The sequence below is a fragment of the Mesorhizobium sp. B4-1-4 genome (assembly GCF_006439395.2).
In the GTDB taxonomy this organism is placed as follows: domain Bacteria; phylum Pseudomonadota; class Alphaproteobacteria; order Rhizobiales; family Rhizobiaceae; genus Mesorhizobium.
In genome coordinates this window covers 2,310,708-2,328,696 of record NZ_CP083950.1, presented here as the reverse complement: position 1 = coordinate 2,328,696, position 17,989 = coordinate 2,310,708, and the positions used below count along the sequence as shown (strand labels likewise).

The following is a 17,989-nucleotide window of genomic DNA, read 5'->3' as shown; positions in this document are numbered from 1 at the left end:
CTGCTGCCGTACTGCCCTATTGCCTCGAAAGAAGCCAATGCTCGGACGTCTCAACCATGTCGCGCTTGCAGTGCCGGATCTGGCCGCGGCCACCGCTGCCTACCGCAACACCCTCGGCGCCGACGTGACGGAGCCGCAGGCTCTGCCGGAGCACGGCGTCACCGTGGTGTTCGTCAATATCGGCAACACCAAGATCGAACTGCTGGAGCCTTTGGGCGAGGGCTCGCCGATCGCGGCGTTTCTCACGAAGAACCCGTCCGGCGGCATGCATCATCTCTGCTACGAGGTCGACGACATCCTGGCCGCGCGTGACCAGCTTAAGGCCGCCGGCGCCCGCGTGCTGGGCGACGGCAACCCGAAGACCGGCGCCCATGGCAAGCCGGTGCTGTTCCTGCATCCGAAGGATTTCTTCGGCACGCTGATCGAACTGGAGCAATCATGAGCTGGGTTTCGTTCACCGCCCTGTTTTTCGCGACCTGGTGGGTGGTGCTGTTTGCCGTGCTGCCGTTCAGTGTCCGCACGCAGGATGATGATCACGACGTGACGCTGGGCACTGTTCCAAGCGCGCCGCGCGGGCCGCACATGCTGCGCGCCGTGATCCGCACCACCATCGCCACGGCCATTCTCATGGGCATCTTCTATGGCCTGACGCACGGGCTGGGATACAGCCTCAACGACATCCCGCACATCGTGCCGGATTTCGGCCAGACTCCAGCGAAGTAGATCGCCCGGCAAGGGCGCTGCGCTGCATCGAGATCGTGAGGATGCGGCCCGCGATGCTGTCGCGTTTTCGCGACCATACACCTGCTGACGCAAGGTCATGTGACCTGGCAACTCACCGCGCTAACCAGATGATTGCACAAAAAAAATGCAAGGCACAAGGCCTTGCAATTAAACGCGTCCGATCTGTTTCCGGTTTCCGGCGGCAGCGAGTAACCGCGCCTAGATCGCATCCTCCCAAGACTTTGACCGCGTAGGAGAGCAGATTTTTCTCCGCCCTCTCGGTTATCGCGGCACACTAGCCTAAGCCGAATGAAAAAGTCACGAAGAATTTTGCCTCGAAACAGGCATTCTCGTGCTGCACTGCACAATAGTATGGCATGGTTTGCTTTCGAAACGACCAGCAAGGCGTGGCGCAGCCTTTACGGCATGTCCTGAATTGACGCGCGCAAAGAATTGAAGGCCAAGCCCAAAGACGATCGGTGCGCTTCATTGCCGACGCGGCCTGATCGGAAACCGAAGGATTCCGGGCTGAAACGCGGCATTGTGCCGGTGTGGCCGGGTTTCCAATCCGTCATGAAATGGATATGAAGCCGGGGCAAGCAAGCCTGCGTCGCGCCGATTCTGGCGTGGCCGTTCTCATTCACGGACCAGTCCATGCGTTTGTCGCGCTATTTCCTGCCTATCCTCAAAGAAAATCCGCGCGAGGCCGAGATCGTCTCGCACCGGTTGATGCTGCGTGCCGGCATGATCCGCCAGCAGGGGCAGGGCAGTTTCTCCTGGCTGCCACTTGGCAAGCGGGTGCTGGACAAGGTCTGCCAGATTATCCGCGAGGAGCAGAACCGCGCCGGCGCGCTGGAAATCCTGATGCCGACCATCCAGTCGGCCGATCTGTGGCGCGAAAGCGGCCGCTACAACGACTATGGCAAGGAGATGCTGCGCATCAAGGACCGCCAGGATCGCGACATGCTCTACGGTCCGACCAATGAGGAAATGGTCACCGAGATTTTCCGCGCCTATGTGAAGTCCTACAAGGATTTGCCGCTCAACCTCTACCACATCCAGTGGAAGTTCCGCGACGAGGTGCGGCCGCGCTTCGGCGTCATGCGCTCGCGCGAGTTCCTGATGAAGGACGCCTACTCCTTCGATCTCGACTTCGAGGGCGCGAGAGCCGCCTATAACAGGATGTTCGTCTCCTATCTCAGGACCTTTACACGCATGGGCTTGCAGGCGATCCCGATGCGCGCCGACACCGGGCCGATCGGTGGCGATCTCAGCCATGAATTCATCATCCTGGCCGACACCGGCGAGAGCCAGGTTTTCTGCCATCGCGACTATCTTTCGCTTGCCGTGCCCGGCGCGAACACCGACTTCGCCAATGACGGCGAGATCGCTGACATCGTCAGGACGTGGACGACGCCTTACGCCGCCACCGACGAAATGCATGACGAGGCGGCCTGGGAAAAGGTCCCCGAGAGCGACAAGGTTTCGGCACGCGGCATCGAGGTTGGCCACATCTTCCATTTCGGCGAGAAATATTCGAAACCGATGGGCGCCAAGGTGACCGGCCCCGATGGCAAGGATCATTTCGCCTCCGGCGGCTCCTACGGCATCGGCCCGTCGCGGCTGGTCGCGGCAATCATCGAGGCCAGCCATGACGAGAACGGCATCATCTGGCCGGAAGCCGTGGCGCCCTTCGACATCGGCCTGATCAACATGAAAGTGGGTGACGCGGACTGCGACCGTGTCTGCGACGAGCTCAATACAGCCTTCACCGCTGCAGGCAAGGATGTGCTCTACGATGACACCGACCAGCGGCCGGGCGGCAAGTTCGCCACCGCCGACTTGATCGGCCTGCCCTGGCAGGTGATCGTGGGCCCACGCGGCGTGGCCGCCGGCGAGGTCGAAATCAAGAATCGCAAAACCGGCGAGCGCGTGACGCTGCCGGTCGCCGACGCGAAAAAACGCTTCGGTGTCGCCGCATGAGCGACGCGGCCACGGCAAGGTCGGCGGGCGCCGGCCCCTTTTCCATCTTCGAACGCACGGTGGCGTGGCGCTACCTGCGTTCGCGGCGCAAGGAGACGGTGATCTCGGTCATCGCCTCGATCTCGTTCCTCGGCATCATGCTGGGGGTGGCGACGCTGATCGTGGTCATGGCCGTGATGAACGGGTTCCGCGCCGAGCTTTTGACGCGCATCCTTGGCGTCAACGGCCACCTGATCGTACAGCCGCTCGATTCTCCGCTCGAGGACTATGCCCAGGTCGCCAGCCGCATCAACGGCGTGGCCGGCGTCAAATATGCTCTGCCGTTGATCGATGGCCAGGTGCTGGCGCAAGGCAATGTCGGCGGCGGCACGGGCGCGCTGGTGCGCGGCATTCGCGGCGAGGATCTCGGCAAGATCGCCATCGTCGCCAGCAACATCAAGCAGGGCACGCTCGCCAATTTCGATGCCGGCGAGGGCGTGGCCATCGGCAAGCGCATGGCCGAGAATCTCGGCCTGACGCTCGGCGACACCATCACGCTCATCTCGCCGGACGGCGACGTGACGCCGCTCGGCACGACGCCGCGCATGAAGGGCTACAAGATCGCGGCGATCTTCGAAGTCGGCATGTCGGAATATGACAGCTCCATCGTCTACATGCCGTTCTCCGAGGCGCAGCTCTATTTCAACATGGACGGTCGCGCACAGACGATCGAGATCTATGTCGACAATCCCGACGATGTCGACGCGTTGAAGCCGAAGATAGAGGAGGCGGCGCAACGGCCGATCGACCTCGTCGACTGGCGCCAGCGCAACGAGACGTTCTTTTCCGCGCTTCAGGTCGAACGCAACGTCATGTTCATGATCCTGACGCTGATCGTGCTGGTGGCGGCGCTCAACATCATCTCCGGCCTTGTCATGCTGGTGAAGGACAAGGGGCACGACATCGCCATCCTGCGCACGATGGGCGCCTCGCGCGGCGCCATCCTGCGCATCTTCCTGATGACGGGCGCCGCGATCGGCGTGACCGGCACCGTTGCCGGCGTGCTGCTTGGCGTGGTCATCTGCCTCAATATCGAATCAATCCGCCAGTTCTTTTCCTGGATGACCGGCAAGGTGCTGTTCAATCCCGAGCTCTACTTCCTCAGCCAACTGCCGGCGAAAATGGATCCGCGCGAGACGACCTATGTCATCATCATGGCGCTCGGCCTGTCCTTCCTGGCAACGGTGTTTCCGGCATGGCGGGCGGCCCGTCTCGATCCGGTCGAAGCCTTGAGGTATGAATGATGGCCGAGGCCATTATCGAGCTGAAGAGCGTCGAGCGGCATTATGTCCAGGGGCCGCGCAAGCTCACGATTTTGAACGGCGCCGATTTTTCGCTGCGGCGCGGCGAGATGGTGGCGCTGGTGGCGCCATCGGGCACCGGCAAGTCGACGCTGCTGCATACGGCGGGCCTGCTGGAGCGTCCCGATGCCGGCGATGTCATCCTGTCGGGCCGGGCCTGCGGCCGGCTGTCCGACGACGAGCGCACGGCGATCCGCCGCAACGATGTCGGCTTCGTCTACCAGTTCCATCACTTGCTGCCGGAGTTTTCCGCGCTGGAAAACATCATGATGCCGCAGCTGATCAAGGGGCTGCCGCGCAAGGAAGCGGCTGAACGCGCGGCGCAGTTGCTCGACTATATGCAGATCGGCAAGCGCGCATCGCACCGGCCCGCCGAGCTCTCCGGCGGCGAGCAGCAACGCGTCGCCATTGCGCGTGCGGTTGCCAATGCGCCGCTGGTGCTGCTGGCCGACGAGCCGACCGGCAATCTCGACCCGGTCACCGCTTCCTATGTCTTCGAGGCACTGGAGGCGCTGGTCCGGCAGTCGGGCCTCGCGGCGCTGATCGCCACTCACAATCACGAGCTGGCATCGCGCATGGACAGGCGCGTCACCCTGGCCGACGGCAAGGTTGTCCCATTGTAGGCTACGCAATGGTGCGCGATGGCGTGTCTGGCCGCCTGTGGTTCGCATCCCCGGCTCGTGTTATCGTAGGCTCTGGGAGACGGCGGACGCGCCGTGAGCGCCCGCCCGCTCCCCATTGTGGGAGGAATGAATGGCTTACTACGTGCTGCTCTCGAATTTCACAGACCAAGGTATCAAGAGCATAAAGGATACCCAGAAGCGTGCCGAGGCCTTCAAGGCGATGGCCAGCAAAAGCGGCGTCAAGGTACACACCCTGTTGTGGACACTTGGCCAACATGATGTCGTGGCGATTGCCGAAGCCGACGACGACATTGCCGCGACCGCACTATCCCTGTCGATCGCATCGCTGGGCAACATCAGAACTCAGACTCTGAGGGCGTTCGACACGGCAGACATGGCCAAGGTAATGGCAAAGATGGCCTGACCGGTGGCCGTGCTGCCGTGCGCGAGCAATGGGAGCCGGCGCCGTGGGCTGGAGATAGAAGAAAATTTTGCACCTCGGCTGGCAGCTATCGGCCGCACAAATGGTGCAGCGGCAATCTGCTGCGACAGCCAACCTCAATGGCATAGGTATTCATGCCATCCGGTTAGAGCGGTTTACAGTTTCACGAAAACGGTGAACTGCTCTAACTCTTTGTCGCAATTCCGGACGGAAAACCGTTCACACTTTTCTTGGAATTGCTCAGGCTCTTTGTTTTGACGCAATTCCGAACGGAAAACCGTTTCACACTTTTCCTGGAATTGCTCAAGTCACCGCGCCTCTCATCAAGGCGTTGAAGGCCGCCTACTTGCGGCGGGCTTAATGCCAGCAATCGCAGCCGCGACTTCCCGATCGTCGGGAACTGCCCGGCTGTAGGTGTGAAGATCGCTTGCCGCGGAGTTGAGATCACCAAGGGCGAGACGCGCCATGCCGCGCTGCTTCAGCGCGGCCAAATTGCCGGGGTCCTGGGCAATGGCGAGAGAGAGGTCCTCGACAGCCTCACTCGCACGGCCGGCTTCCATTTTGACCCTCGCACGTTCGACCATGAACCCTGCATTGTTAGGATCGAGGGAAATTGCTCGGTCGAAATCGCTCAAAGCAGAAGCAAACTGTTTTAGGTCTTCAAAAACAAGACCACGGCTGTGATAGACAAAGGCTTTGTGCGGCGCCAAGTCTATTGCGTGATTGGCGTCCGCGAGTGCTTCCTGATAAAGGCCGAGGGATCGCAGGGCGGCCATACGATTGTCGACATAGCCAGCCACGGTCGGATTAGCCACGATGAGGCGTGAGAAATCTTGACAGCTTCGGAAAATATTCCGAGTTGCATGAGCGCATTGCCTCTTCGAAGAAGGAGGCGATCGGTCATCTCTCCGCCAGGTCGACCTCTCAATGCAATCGAGCAATGGTAAACCTTGTCGTTCGGTGTCTTCGAATGAATACAGCGCTCTATGTCGGCGTTGGAGGCTTTTGCGTTCGAAGTGCCACTAAGGAAAGCGACCGGGATCAGGCCCATCGCCAAAATTCCAAAAACCCGCCAAGCCATAACAAGTCTCCCCATAGCCACACACGCGAAATATCATGAGAGATTTGCCAGTGACGAGGGTACTTTGATGAGAAGGATGCATCGAGCTCCCCAAAGTCGTCTGGGACATCGGACAGGCAGATCCCGATTGAGCGCGCCTCAAGCAAGCGGCGGCGAGCGCGTGAAGGCAAGGGAAAATACGGTGGTGCCAATCAGGCTGACCGTTGGCGAAAGCGCATGAGACAAGGCCGCCGATGGCGACTTTCCCGCGTTGGTGTCACATGGGCACTGATCGTGTTGGCGATTGCGATCTGCTCCGGCTTAATCGCATTGAAGGCTCATTGGCGGCTCTCAGGATAGGGTGATCATCATTCCGATAAACTCGCCGGGCGAAGACCCCAACAACCTCGAAGCCCGGCGAGCCTACAACCTGATCAGAGTACGCGATCAGGACCGGGATCAACCGGCAACACCTACGGAGCAAGACGGATGCCAGCCCCTTCGTCTTGAAATGAGACAGGAAGCCTGCTGGCGCGGCGCAATTGTCAGAACCATCCGTCGTCGTCATGCGCCGTGTCGGCGCGGCAGCCTTGAACGGTCTGCTGGCACCGCCTTGTCAAACGACCCTCCGGACCGGTTAACCGTTCACTAACCGTGTCAAATTCTCCTCCTATCCCCCTATGCTCGGTCGTTGACATTCGAACAAAATTAGAACAAAATACGAACATGCAAACAACAGGAGAGAGTTATGACCGATCTGGTTCAGGATGTCGTCTCGCTTGTCTGCATGAGCACGTTCCTCATTTCCATGGCGATCTGGATCGGAGCCATGTGAATTGGCGGCGTGCCGTCGCTGTTTCCTCGATGGCCAGGGCCACTCCGCCCGTTAAGCCTTTCTTGCCGCCCCGACGTTAGGGTACCCTGAAGGCAGGGAGCAACGTCCAGGTGTCGCCGATCGTTACGGCCATTCTCGTGGCCAGCAATCTCGGGCTGATCTTTCTCTTGATGACCATGCCGCTTGGTTTGCGCACGGTCAGGGTGAGCCGCGTGGTTGCCATGGACCGCCAGCGCCTCTGGCAGGCGCTGTGGCCGCTTGGCAGCGATGCCGGCTGGTCCGGTGAGATCCTGTCAGCCGAAGCGCTGGACGGGGAGGGCGTGACCCGCATCATGCTGTCGTGGGAAGGCCGCGACGGCAAGCCGATCGAGCGCAGGTCAAAGTTTGAGGACGTTGTCGAGGGCAGCCGGTTTTCGATGCGCGTCATCGAGGATACCGTGCTCGATAGTTCTTTCTGGAAGGATTATCAGGAGACCACCGAACTGGTTTCCGAGGGTCATGGCACAAGGGTGACCCTTGGCCGGACCGACCGCTACCGCGGCATCGCCTTCCTGGTGTTCCGTTACTTCGCCATGCGCCGCGAGCTCTCCAAGCTGCAGCGCTGGGCGACGACCGGGCGTTATCGCAAAGGCGGCTGGTTCGAGCATCCGCTGAGCCAGATCGGCTTTGCGGTGCTGTCGGCATTGATCCTATGGCCGTTCTTCGGTCTCCATCTCGGCGGGCTGGCGCTGGCCACGATCCTGACGTCGGTGGTGGCCTTGCACGAGCTTGGCCACATGGCGGCGTTCCGGCTGATGGGGCACCGCAAGGCACGGATGATCTTCATCCCGCTGCTCGGCGGCATCGCCATTGGCGGCCGGCCCTACAACAGCCGGTTCGAAGTGGCCTTCGTGGCATTGATGGGGGCGGGGTTCTCCGCTTTCTTGGTGCCGATCGTCATAGCCGCCAGCGCGTTTGCCGGCGGCGAGGGGCACAAGGGCGCCGCCGCGCTGCTCGCGGCGCTGGCAGGCTGCGTGGCCCTGTTCAACATCGCCAATCTGGTGCCGGTGTGGAAGTTCGATGGCGGTCAGGTGCTGCGCCAGATCTGCCCAGGGCCGATCTGGCTGGCGGTGGCCTCGTTCCTGCTGCTCTCGGCCTTGCTGATGATTGGCGGGCAGGCCGGGTTCTCCTCCGGCTTTCTGCTCGCGGCGGGAGCGGTCTTTTCGATCCTCAGCCTGCTGACCATGGGCAGCGGGGTGAAGCCGCGCCACGAACTGGAACCGATCCGCGCGGTCGACCGGTTCGCCATGGCCGGCGCGCTGCTGGCGGTGTTCGTCATCCATGGCTGCGGCGTCCTGTGGGCGTCGGCGCAATTGCTTTGAGCTGAACCCGCCAGGTTCAACCGATCTTGCGAGCAGCCTCGGCAGGCAAGGCCGCGGCGGGGCCGAAGACGTCCTCGAAGGCGGATTTGAGCGCCAGATCAAGGTCGGCCATGCCAATGGGAAGGCCGAGGTCGACGAGGCTGGTGACGCCGTGATCCTGCACGCCGCAGGGCACGATGCCGCCGAAATGGCCGAGGTTCGGCTCGACGTTGATGGCTATGCCGTGAAAGCTCACCCAGCGCCGCAGCCGAATGCCTATTGCCGCGATCTTGTCCTCTGCCGGCGAGCCGTCCGGCAGAGCAGGGCGATCGGGCCGGACAACCCAGACACCGACCCGGTCCTCGCGCCGTTCGCCGCGCACGTTGAAGACGGCGAGCGTGCCGATGATCCACTGTTCGAGCGCGGCGACGAAGGCGCGCACATCCTCGCGGCGCCGCTTCAGGTCGAGCATGACATAGGCGACCCGCTGGCCGGGGCCATGATAGGTGTATTCGCCGCCACGCCCGGCCGAAAAGACCGGAAAGCGGTCAGGATCGATCAGGTCCTCGATGCGCGCGCTGGTGCCGGCGGTATAGAGCGGTGGATGTTCGACCAGCCAGACCATTTCTCCGGTTGCTCCGCCGCGGATCGCCTCGGCACGCGCCTCCATGAAGGCCAGCGCATCGGGGTAGGCGGTGAGGCCAGGCTCGACCAGCCATTCGACCGGCGCCGAACCGGGGAGCGGCAGGAACGACGTGGCGATCTGGCTGCGTTCTGGCATGGCTTTTTCGTTTTTCGCTTGTGCATCCCGCGGGTCAAGCCCGAAGCATGCGACCGGGCGGCATGCGTCCGCTCTCCATATGGCGACATCGGGTACAAACGTCCAGTTTCCCAATCCTGTGGACCGTTATGCCAATCGCCTGAGATTATTGCTCGCCACGCACTTGTTTCGCCGGAAACGATTTGCTACACGCCGCGAGCCGGTCGGTTCCGGCTCCTACCACGTGCGGTCGTGGCGGAATTGGTAGACGCGCAGCGTTGAGGTCGCTGTGGGGCAACCCGTGGAAGTTCGAGTCTTCTCGACCGCACCAAAATTCCCCAAAAGTGTTTCTTGGACGACTCCGTGAATCGAAGCGACCGTCGGCGCACTTTTCCCGCGCCAATTCGCCGAAGGCCGAGATGACAGCGCCGGCATAGCCGATGCGCCGGCCTTTTGGAGCGGAAGGCTGGCGCTATAGGGCAATTAGAGCATCGGGCGATTAACATGCAACGTAGCCTGCCTGTTTGAGATAGTTCCAGCATTCGGTTGGATCGAACATGGCGCAGATGCTTCCGACGGCGCGGACGAGATCGTCGTAGGTGCGCGCTTTGGCCTTTCGCAACAGGGTTTTGAGTTTTGCGAAGGCCATCTCGATCGGGTTGAGGTCCGGCGAATATTTGGGCAGGAAGAGGAACCTGGCGCCGCGCTGTTTGAGTGCCTCTGCGGCGCGCGGACTTTTGTGGACATTGAGATTGTCCAGAATAACGATGTCGCCGCGCCCGAGAGCCGGTGCGAGCTGGGTTTCGACATAGGCATCGAACGCCGCACCGTCGATGGCTCCCTCGATGATCCAGGGGGCCACCAGTTCATGGCAACGCAGGCCGGCGATGAAGGTCTGGGTATGCCATTTGCCGAAGGGCGCATCGGCGAGGAGCCTCTTGCCGCGCAGGCTGCGCCCGCGCAATGGGGTCATGTTGGTCTTCACGCTCGTTTCGTCGATGAAGACGATCCGCGCCGGCACGGCGCGCATCAGAGGCTGATGATGGTCGCGCCACTCACGCCGCGCCGCTCTCACGTCGGGCCGTTCTTGCTCCGACGCCAGCAGGGCTTTTTTTATACGTAAACCCCTCCCGGCACAGCAACTTCGACAGGTTCGACGGGTCCGCCCTGACGCCGTGCTCGTCTTCAAGCCACGCGCCAAGCTCAGGCATCGTGATGTCCGGCCTGGCCATCACTTTGTCGACAATGGCCTGACGATACGGGCCGAGTTTGCCAGACCCGGCAGGACGCCCCTGACGGGCCGGTTCGACGGAACCAGTCGCCGCATAGCGTGCCTGAACGCGTACCGCCGTCGAAGGCGCCACCTCAAACTGCGCCGCAACTGCCCGCCGCGACTTGCCCTCGGCAATGCCGCGAACAAGTCGTAGCCTCAAATCCTGCGAAACCGCTTTGCCCATGGTGCACCTCCGCATCCATAGGAATCAGATTTCAGTCGAAAAGGGAATCCCAACGATTCACCCTATTCGCCCGACGCTCTAGCCCTGGGCGATGATGCAATGTGACGAAGTGGCTCGGCAGAAGCCGGGCCTATCCCGTCCACCCGAGGCCAGCCGAGATGCAATTGATCGATACGAGCAGAGCGTCGGTCGCCCGCTTTTGATCCGCTGTCCTGGTATTTGACCTGACTTCGCGCAGCAGCTCGACCTGCAGCCGGTGAATGTCGTCCATCTGCCGCCGCAGATTGTCGAAGCGCCGCTTGAACATCGGAAAGCGTGCGGAAAGATCGCCTCCCGTGAGGTCACCGATCAGGCGTCGCGTCAACTCGTATTCGGCGGCGATGCGGGCGTAGATTCGCCCAGCCGCTTGGCTGTCGGACACCAGGCCGGCGTAGAGCCGCGCGATCTCCATGTCGGACTGGTAAAGCGTCTTCTCGGCCTCGTCGACGATCAGGCGGAAGAAGCGCGAATGCTCGAACATGCGGGCCAGAAGATCGCGCCCGGCCTCGCCGCGCACTGTGACGAAGGCGCTCAGCGCGCTGCCGATGCCATACCAGCCGGTCAACAGATGACGGTTCTGGCTCCAGGCGAACACCCAGGGAATGGCGCGCAGGTCGGCAATCCCGCTGGCGCCGAAACGGCGATCCGGTCGTGAGCCCATTTTCAGGAGTGCCAGTTCCGCGACCGGGCTCGCCTGGTTGAAATAATCGAGAAAGCCGGCCTCGGCCATCAACCTGGCATAGGATGCCTGCGACATGCCTGCCAGCGCTTCCAGCGCTTCGTCGAACTCCGGCGTTTCCTTCGGTTCGACACCGCCGGGCGCTCCGACGCTATGGGCCAGCACGCCGGCGGCGAGAACCTCGAGCTGGTTGAGGCCGGTGCCGCGATTGGCGAATTTCGACGATACGACCTCGCCCTGTTCGGTCACCCGCATGGCTCCGGCGACGGTGCCTGCCGGCTGTGCCGCGATTGCCCGGCCGGTCGGCGCGCCGCCACGGCTGACAGAGCCGCCGCGACCATGAAAGAAGCTGATCCTGACCCTATGCTTACGGCCGATGGCAGCGAGGCGCTTTTGCGCCTTTGCCAATTCCCAATTGGAAGCCAGGAAACCGCCGTCCTTGTTGGAATCCGAGTAGCCAAGCATGATCTCCTGGCGCGCGCCGAAATCCCGCACCGTCCGCCTCACCAGCGAAATGCCGAGCAATTCGTTCAGGATGACGGGTGCTGCCTGCAGATCGGCGATGGTCTCGAACAATGGCACGATCCGCAGCCTGATTGTGCCGCCGCCACCAGGCGCGGTGGAGAGTCCGCAATATTGCGCCAGTAGATAGACCGCGAGCAGATCGTCGGCCGAGCGGGTCATGCTGAGAACGAAAGAGCCGACGGCGTCGGCATCCGAGCTGGAGATCTGCTCGCGGATGACGGAGAATGTCGAAAGCAGCTCACCTGCTTCCGGCGAAAGCCGGCCTGCGTCGATCTCCAGCCGTTCGCCCCCGCTTAAGGCTGCGCGAATGCGCGCCGACCATTGCGGTGTGCCGGCCGCGACCGGATCTGTGGGATTTGTCAGCGCAAACAGCTCGGCCAGCACACGGTTGACGACCGTGGAGTTCTGCCGGATGTCGAGCGAGACGGTACGGAAGCCGAAGCTTCCGACCTGCCAAAGCAGGGGCTGCACGAAACGCCTGGCTACCGCGCGCCCTCCGATTGCTTCGAGAACGCATGACAGGCCGTTCAGATCGACACGAAACGCCTCCGCCGAGAGGTACGCCGCCGTGCCGCCGTCTCGCGTGGCCTCCAGCCGGGCAAGCAAGGCCGAAGCGAACTGGCGAAGCGGTTCGTCAGGATTGCGGGTGGCGATCTCTTGCGCCTGTCCGCTTTTATCAAGCGCCGTTTGCAGCACCGGCTTGAAGTTGGCCGGCAGCTCAACGACGTTCGAGCTGGCGCTGAGCACCGTCACCAGCCGCTGCACCTGCGTCAGATACCAGCCTATCGCGGTATTGCGGTATTCGGCCACGGCATGGGCGGTGACCAAAGCCGTCACGTTTGGATTGCCATCGCGGTCGCCGCCGATCCACGAGGCATAGCGCATGAAAGAAGGGATTCTGATCGGCTCTCCCGGATAGTGACGCTCGAAAGCGCCTTGAAGCTTGCCATAGAGCTGCGGCGTCGCCTCGAAGATGACTTCGCGAAAGAAATGCAGGCCCCAAGCGATTTCGCGTTCGACCGTCGGACGCTCCAGCCGCAGCTCGCCCGTCATCCACAGAAGCTCGATCTCGCTTTCCAGATCGGCGACCAACAGGTCACGTTCGCCCGGCGCCCAGCGCGGCTGGTCGAGTTCGGTCAGCTTGCGATAGATACGCCGGTGGATCTCCAGAACCGTGACGCGTTTGGCCTCTGTCGGATGCGCGGTCATGGTCGGGCCGACGCAAAGCTCATCGAGCGTCGCCTGGACTTCCTCCGCCGAGTGGCCGTTCGCCGCCATCTGCGCGATCACGCTGGCGAACGATCCGGGCACTTCGTCGACACCCGCGCCTTGTTCGAGTTCGCGACGCGTTCGCATGGCAAGCAACTCGTCGGCAATCGTCAGCAACTGGAACCATACGCCGCTCGCCTGAAGCGCCGGGATGCGCTGCTCCGCGGCAAGCGAGACAAGCGACCTGCGTCCGCTTAGAACAGCGGCGATCTCCGGCTCGCGCGCGCTTGCGACCTGAAGCAGCAGGCGCAACAAAAGGCTGCGCTCGTCTTCACGAAATCTGATGCGCCTGCTCTGTTCCAAACCGATTTCCTGACCCGTCCATCGATTGCCGCTGTGGCCGCACCTTGGAGCGGTTCAGTGACTGCGTGAGACGCTGAACCGCTCTAAGTATTTGTTTTACGCATCGCTGGCGTTGAACGTCGTGTCGAAGCGTTCGGTGAGGATCGCTTCGATGCTCGTCGGTTATCTGCGGGTAAACATATCAAGCGCGGCTTTGCGGCCTTCGGCCGGTCGGCCATCAAGCAGCCTTCTTTATGCGTGCCAGCGTATCCGCCACGACTTCGCCGAAGGAGGACGGCGTCGGCACGATGACGACGCCGGCCTCTTTCAGGATTTCGACCTTCTCCTGCGCCGACTCGCCGAAGGCCGAAATGATGGCGCCGGCATGGCCCATGCGGCGGCCTTTCGGCGCCGAAAGGCCGGCGATATAGGCGATCAATGGCTTGCGCATGCTGTCGCGCGCCCAGATCGCGGCTTCGGCTTCCTGCGGCCCGCCGATCTCGCCGATCATCACCACGGCATCGGTCTCGTCATCCTGTTCGAACAGCCTCAGAATGTCCTTGAAGGACGAGCCGTTGATTGGATCGCCGCCGATGCCGACGCTGGTTGACACACCAATGCCGAGCGCCTTCATCTGCGAGGCGGCCTCATAGCCGAGCGTTCCCGAGCGGCCGACAATGCCGATGCGGCCGGGCAGGTAGATCGAACCGGGCATGATGCCCATCAGCGCCTGTCCCGGCGTGATCATGCCAGCGCAGTTCGGGCCGACCAGCCGCATGCGGTCCTCGAAGCGGTAGCGGCGCATGTAGCGCTTGACCTGCATCATGTCCTGCGAGGGGATGCCGTCGGTGATGCAGACGCAGAGTTTTATCCCCGCATCCGCCGCCTCCATGATCGAATCAGCGGCGAAGGGCGGCGGCACGAAGACGATGCTGGCCTCGGCGCGGGTTTCGCGCACCGCGCCCTTGACCGTGTTGAAGACGGGCAGGCCGAGATGCGTCTGGCCGCCCTTGCCGGGGGTGACACCACCGACGAGCTTGGTGCCATAGCGCTTCATGTCCTCGGCGTGGAAACTGCCGATCTTGCCGGTGAAGCCTTGCACGATAACGCGCGTGCTGCGGTTGAGCAGGATTGCCATGGTTTCGACCTCCCTCAGGCTGCTTTTCTCTCGTTGGCCGCACGCCATGCGGCGACGGCCTTTTCGGCGGCTTCGGCCAGCGTGTCGGCGACGATCACCGCCTCGCCGGAATCGGCCAGGATGCGGCGCCCTTCCTCGGCCTTGGTGCCGGAGAGCCGCACAACCAGCGGCACGGTCACGCCAACCTCACGGATCGCCTTGACGACGCCTTCGGCGACCCAGTCGCAGCGGTTGATGCCGGCGAAGATGTTGACGAGGATGGTCTCGACATTCTTGTCGCCAAGCACGGCGCGGAAGGATTTCGCCACCCGCTCGGGCGAGGCGCCGCCGCCGATGTCGAGGAAGTTGGCCGGCTCGCCGCCGGCGATCTTGATCATGTCCATGGTTGCCATCGCGAGGCCGGCGCCATTGATGATGCAGCCGATGTTGCCGTCGAGGCCGACATAGGAGAGGCCGCGGTCGCTGGCGAAGGTCTCGCGCGGGTCTTCCTGGCTCTTGTCGCGCAGTTCGGAGATTTCCGGCCGGCGGAACAGCGCGTTCTCGTCGAACGACATCTTGGCGTCGAGCGCGACCAGGTTGCCGTCGCGTGTCACCACCAGCGGATTGATCTCCAGCATCGAGGCGTCGTAGTCGCGGAACACCTGGTAGCAGCTGAAGATGGTCTCGGTCGCCTTGCCAATCAGGCTGTCCTCCAGCCCGAGCCCGAAGGCGATCTCGCGCGCCTGGAAGCGCTGCATGCCGACGCCGGGATCGACAGTCGCGCGGATGATGGAATCAGGTTTTTTCTCTGAGATGTCCTCGATCTCCATGCCACCGGCGGCCGAGGCCACGATCATGACGCGTTCTTCCTTGCGGTCGAGCACGAAGCCGAGATAGAGCTCCTGGGCGATGTCGACCGCTTCCTCCAGATAGAGCCGCGAGATCAGCTTGCCGCGCGGGCCGGTCTGATGAGTCACCAGCTTGCGGCCGAGCATCGCTTCGGCGGCGCTCGAGATCTCCTCGTCATTGGTGCACAGCTTGATGCCGCCGGCCTTGCCGCGCGCGCCGGAATGAACCTGCGCCTTCAGCACCCATTTGCCGCCGCCGATCTCGCGCGCCCGGTAGGTCGCCTGTTCGGGGCTGTAGGCCAGCCCGCCGCGCGGCACATGCACTCCGTGACGGGCGAGCAGTTCCTTGGCCTGATATTCGTGGATGTCCATTGTTATCCTCCCGTAAACTCATGAGTGGCGACGCGCGACTCTCGTCAGCGAGCAGGTTGGCCGGCGCGTTCGATGGCTTCGTTGACCACCAGGACGTTCCTCGCCATGCGCTCCGATGCGGCGTCGATCATCTTGCCGTCGAGGGCGGCCGCTCCCTTGCCGAGCGCCTCGGCCTCCTTCAGCACCTCGAGGATGCGCCTGGCGCGCGTCACCTCCTTTTCCGGAGGCGAGAAGACGTCGTTGGCGAGCGCGATCTGCGAGGGGTGGATCGCCCATTTGCCTTCGATGCCGAGGGCGGCGGCACGCCTGGCTCCAGCGACATAACCCTCCGGATCGGAGAAATCGCCGAACGGTCCGTCGATGGCGCGCAGGCCGTATGCCCGGCAGGCGACCGTCATCCGCGACAGCGCGAAATGCCACTGGTCGCCGGGATAGTCGGGATTGAGGCCGCCGATGTTGACGGTACGCGCCTTGCAGCTTGCCGCATAATCGGCGACACCGAAATGCATCGCCTCCAGCCGACCGGGTGTCGCGGCAATGGCCTCGACATTGGCCATGCCGAGTGCGGTCTCGATCAGCGCTTCGAGACCGACGCGGGTCTTGAAACCCTTGGCCATCTCGATCTGGTTGACCATGGCCTCGACCATATAGAGGTCGGCCGGCACGCCGACCTTCGGCACCAGTATCGTGTCCAGGCGGTCACCGGCCTGTTCCATCACGTCGACCACGTCGCGGTACATGTAATGGGTGTCCAGACCGTTGATGCGCACCGAGACGGTCTTGCCCTTGGCGCGCCAGTCGATGTCGTTGAGCGCCTGGATGATGTTCTTGCGGGCGCGTTCCTTGTCGGGCGGGGCGACCGCGTCCTCGATATCGAGGAAGACGAAGTCGGCGGCGCTGTTCGCCGCCTTGTCGATCATTTCCGGGCTGGAGCCGGGAACCGCCAGCTCGCTGCGCTGCAGCCGCAATTTCTTAAGGTGGTTGATGGTGTGGCTCATCGTTGGCTCCCTCTCACGCCGCTTCGGCGACCGGCATCTGCGCCGAGGCGCGGAAGTGCTGTATGGCCGCGCCGACGCCGGAGCCCGGCGCCAGCCGCACGCCGCAATCGAGCAGCGCCATCTCGGCCGCCGAAAGCGAGGCGAGCACCATGACCTCGTTCAACCAGCCGAGATGGCCGATGCGGAACACCTTGCCGAACACCTTGTTGAGGCCGCCGCCGAGCGACGTCTGGTAGGTGCCGTAGGCGCGCTTGACGACGTCGCCGCTGTCGATGCCTTCCGGAACCAGGATGGCGCTCACCGTATCGGAATGCCATTTCGGCGCCTTGGCGCAGAGTTTCAGGCCCCACGCGTCGACCGCCTTGCGCACGCCTTCAGCGAGACGATGGTGGCGGGCGAAGATGGCGTCGAGCCCTTCGTCCTCGATCAGGTCGAGCGAGGCACGCAGGCCGCGCAGCAGCTGCGTCGCCGGCGTGTAGGGGAAATAGCCGGCATCGTTGGCGCGGATCATGTCCTCGAAGGAGAAGAAGCAGCGCCGGTGGGTGGCGGTTCTCGAAGCGACAAGCGCCTTTTTGCTCACCGACAGGAAGCCGAGACCGGCGGGCAGCATGAAACCTTTCTGCGAGCCGCTGACCGCGCAGTCGACGCCCCATTCCTCCTGACGGAAGTCGATCGAGCCGATCGACGACACGCCGTCGACGAAGAGGAGGGCAGGATGGTTTGCCTCATCGAGTGCGGCGCGGCAGCCAGCGACGTCGCTGGTCACGCCGGTCGCCGTCTCGTTCTGCGTGCAGAAGACGGCCTTGATGCGGTGCGCCTTGTCAGCCTTCAGCCGCTCCGCGTAAAGCTCTAGCGGCACGCCGGTCCCCCATTCGCAGTCGATGGCATCGACTTCGAAGCCGAGGCGCTCGGCCATGTCGACCCACAGATGCGAGAACTGGCCGAAGCGCGACATCAGCACGCGGTCGCCGGGGCTGAGCACATTGGTCATCGCCGCTTCCCAGGCGCCCGTGCCCGAGGATGGATAGATGAAGACGCGGCCGTTCTCGTTCTTGAAGACGCGCTTGATGTCCTCGAACAGTGGCAGCGTGAGATCGGGGAAGGACGCGGCGCGCATGTCCTCCATTGGCAGGTTCATCGCCTGCCGGACCTGTTCGGGGATGTTGGTCGGCCCCGGAATGAAAAGATGGGTGAAACCGGCCATGGTGCGAACTCCTCCTGATCAAGCAAAGCGGTGACGGAGAGTTTCGTTTCGATGGCGAATGGAAGCCACACCTTGGCGGGTAAGATCTTGCCG

General features: G+C 62.8%; 16 protein-coding genes and 1 tRNA gene. 8 read left to right on the top strand and 9 right to left on the bottom strand.

Going from position 1 to position 17,989, the window contains the following annotated elements; translation table 11 throughout:
• Positions 1 to 37: 37 nt before the first annotated feature.
• Together mce and FJW03_RS11320 are read left to right on the top strand one after the other, a co-directional pair.
• On the top strand, positions 38 to 442 hold the full coding sequence (gene mce / locus FJW03_RS11325; RefSeq protein WP_140767065.1) for a methylmalonyl-CoA epimerase: 405 nt from the start codon (positions 38 to 40) through the stop codon (positions 440 to 442).
• The gene (locus tag FJW03_RS11320) at positions 439 to 723 is read left to right on the top strand and encodes a DUF1467 family protein (protein WP_010910093.1); all 285 of its coding nucleotides are present in this window, start codon (positions 439 to 441) and stop codon (positions 721 to 723) included. Before mce ends, FJW03_RS11320 begins: the two co-directional genes overlap by 4 nt.
• Positions 724 to 1,142: 419 nt before the next feature.
• Here the strand turns inward: FJW03_RS11320 and FJW03_RS11315 are convergent, their stop codons facing one another.
• Positions 1,143 to 1,379, bottom strand: coding sequence for a hypothetical protein (locus FJW03_RS11315; protein WP_140767064.1), 237 nt, complete (start codon positions 1,377 to 1,379; stop codon positions 1,143 to 1,145).
• Between FJW03_RS11315 and proS the strand changes: the two genes are divergently transcribed.
• The 4 genes from proS to FJW03_RS11295 all read left to right on the top strand — a co-directional run bounded on the left by proS (position 1,378) and on the right by FJW03_RS11295 (position 5,093).
• The gene (gene proS / locus FJW03_RS11310) at positions 1,378 to 2,706 is read left to right on the top strand and encodes a proline--tRNA ligase (protein ID WP_140767063.1); all 1,329 of its coding nucleotides are present in this window, start codon (positions 1,378 to 1,380) and stop codon (positions 2,704 to 2,706) included. The genes FJW03_RS11315 and proS overlap by 2 nt on opposite strands.
• Complete coding sequence (locus tag FJW03_RS11305) at positions 2,703 to 3,989, top strand: lipoprotein-releasing ABC transporter permease subunit (RefSeq protein WP_140767062.1); 1,287 nt, start codon at positions 2,703 to 2,705, stop codon at positions 3,987 to 3,989. Before proS ends, FJW03_RS11305 begins: the two co-directional genes overlap by 4 nt.
• Entirely contained in the window at positions 3,986 to 4,669 is a 684-nt protein-coding gene (locus tag FJW03_RS11300) for an ABC transporter ATP-binding protein (RefSeq protein ID WP_181165635.1), read from the top strand. Before FJW03_RS11305 ends, FJW03_RS11300 begins: the two co-directional genes overlap by 4 nt.
• A 130-nt stretch (positions 4,670 to 4,799) precedes the next feature.
• On the top strand, positions 4,800 to 5,093 hold the full coding sequence (locus FJW03_RS11295; RefSeq protein WP_140610489.1) for a GYD domain-containing protein: 294 nt from the start codon (positions 4,800 to 4,802) through the stop codon (positions 5,091 to 5,093).
• A 341-nt stretch (positions 5,094 to 5,434) separates the two neighbouring features.
• On the opposite strand, the gene FJW03_RS11290 is transcribed toward FJW03_RS11295, so the two are convergent.
• Positions 5,435 to 5,911, bottom strand: a complete 477-nt coding sequence (locus FJW03_RS11290; protein ID WP_140767061.1) for a tetratricopeptide repeat protein — start codon at positions 5,909 to 5,911, stop codon at positions 5,435 to 5,437.
• 1,205 nt (positions 5,912 to 7,116) lie between these two features.
• On the opposite strand from FJW03_RS11290, the gene FJW03_RS11285 reads away from it, so the two are divergent.
• Positions 7,117 to 8,367, top strand: coding sequence for a site-2 protease family protein (locus FJW03_RS11285; RefSeq protein ID WP_140767060.1), 1,251 nt, complete (start codon positions 7,117 to 7,119; stop codon positions 8,365 to 8,367).
• Between the two features lie 16 nt (positions 8,368 to 8,383).
• Here the strand turns inward: FJW03_RS11285 and lipB are convergent, their stop codons facing one another.
• Positions 8,384 to 9,127, bottom strand: coding sequence for a lipoyl(octanoyl) transferase LipB (gene lipB, locus FJW03_RS11280; RefSeq protein ID WP_140767059.1), 744 nt, complete (start codon positions 9,125 to 9,127; stop codon positions 8,384 to 8,386).
• 225 nt (positions 9,128 to 9,352) lie between these two features.
• On the opposite strand from lipB, the gene FJW03_RS11275 reads away from it, so the two are divergent.
• Positions 9,353 to 9,437 (top strand) — tRNA-Leu (locus FJW03_RS11275).
• A gap of 168 nt (positions 9,438 to 9,605) precedes the next feature.
• On the opposite strand, the gene FJW03_RS11270 is transcribed toward FJW03_RS11275, so the two are convergent.
• The 6 genes from FJW03_RS11270 to FJW03_RS11245 form a co-directional block, all read right to left on the bottom strand.
• Positions 9,606 to 10,563 (bottom strand): IS630 family transposase gene (locus FJW03_RS11270; RefSeq protein WP_140690776.1). Its coding sequence is split into 2 segments (ribosomal slippage): positions 9,606 to 10,211 and positions 10,213 to 10,563, totalling 957 coding nucleotides; the frame shifts between segments, so codons are not numbered across the junction.
• Between the two features lie 130 nt (positions 10,564 to 10,693).
• Positions 10,694 to 13,378 (bottom strand): phosphoenolpyruvate carboxylase, encoded by a 2,685-nt coding sequence (locus FJW03_RS11265; protein WP_140765878.1) that lies wholly within the window; start codon positions 13,376 to 13,378, stop codon positions 10,694 to 10,696.
• Positions 13,379 to 13,595: 217 nt separating this feature from the next.
• A complete protein-coding gene (gene sucD, locus FJW03_RS11260; protein WP_140765876.1) occupies positions 13,596 to 14,495 on the bottom strand; it encodes a succinate--CoA ligase subunit alpha in 900 nt (299 codons plus the stop codon).
• 14 nt (positions 14,496 to 14,509) lie between these two features.
• Positions 14,510 to 15,694: a malate--CoA ligase subunit beta gene (locus FJW03_RS11255; RefSeq protein WP_140765874.1), complete on the bottom strand. Its 1,185-nt coding sequence runs from the start codon at positions 15,692 to 15,694 to the stop codon at positions 14,510 to 14,512.
• A 44-nt stretch (positions 15,695 to 15,738) separates the two neighbouring features.
• A complete protein-coding gene (locus FJW03_RS11250) occupies positions 15,739 to 16,692 on the bottom strand; it encodes an HpcH/HpaI aldolase/citrate lyase family protein (RefSeq protein ID WP_140765872.1) in 954 nt (317 codons plus the stop codon).
• 13 nt (positions 16,693 to 16,705) lie between these two features.
• Positions 16,706 to 17,896, bottom strand: coding sequence for an aminotransferase class V-fold PLP-dependent enzyme (locus FJW03_RS11245; protein WP_140610497.1), 1,191 nt, complete (start codon positions 17,894 to 17,896; stop codon positions 16,706 to 16,708).
• Positions 17,897 to 17,989: the final 93 nt, after the last annotated feature.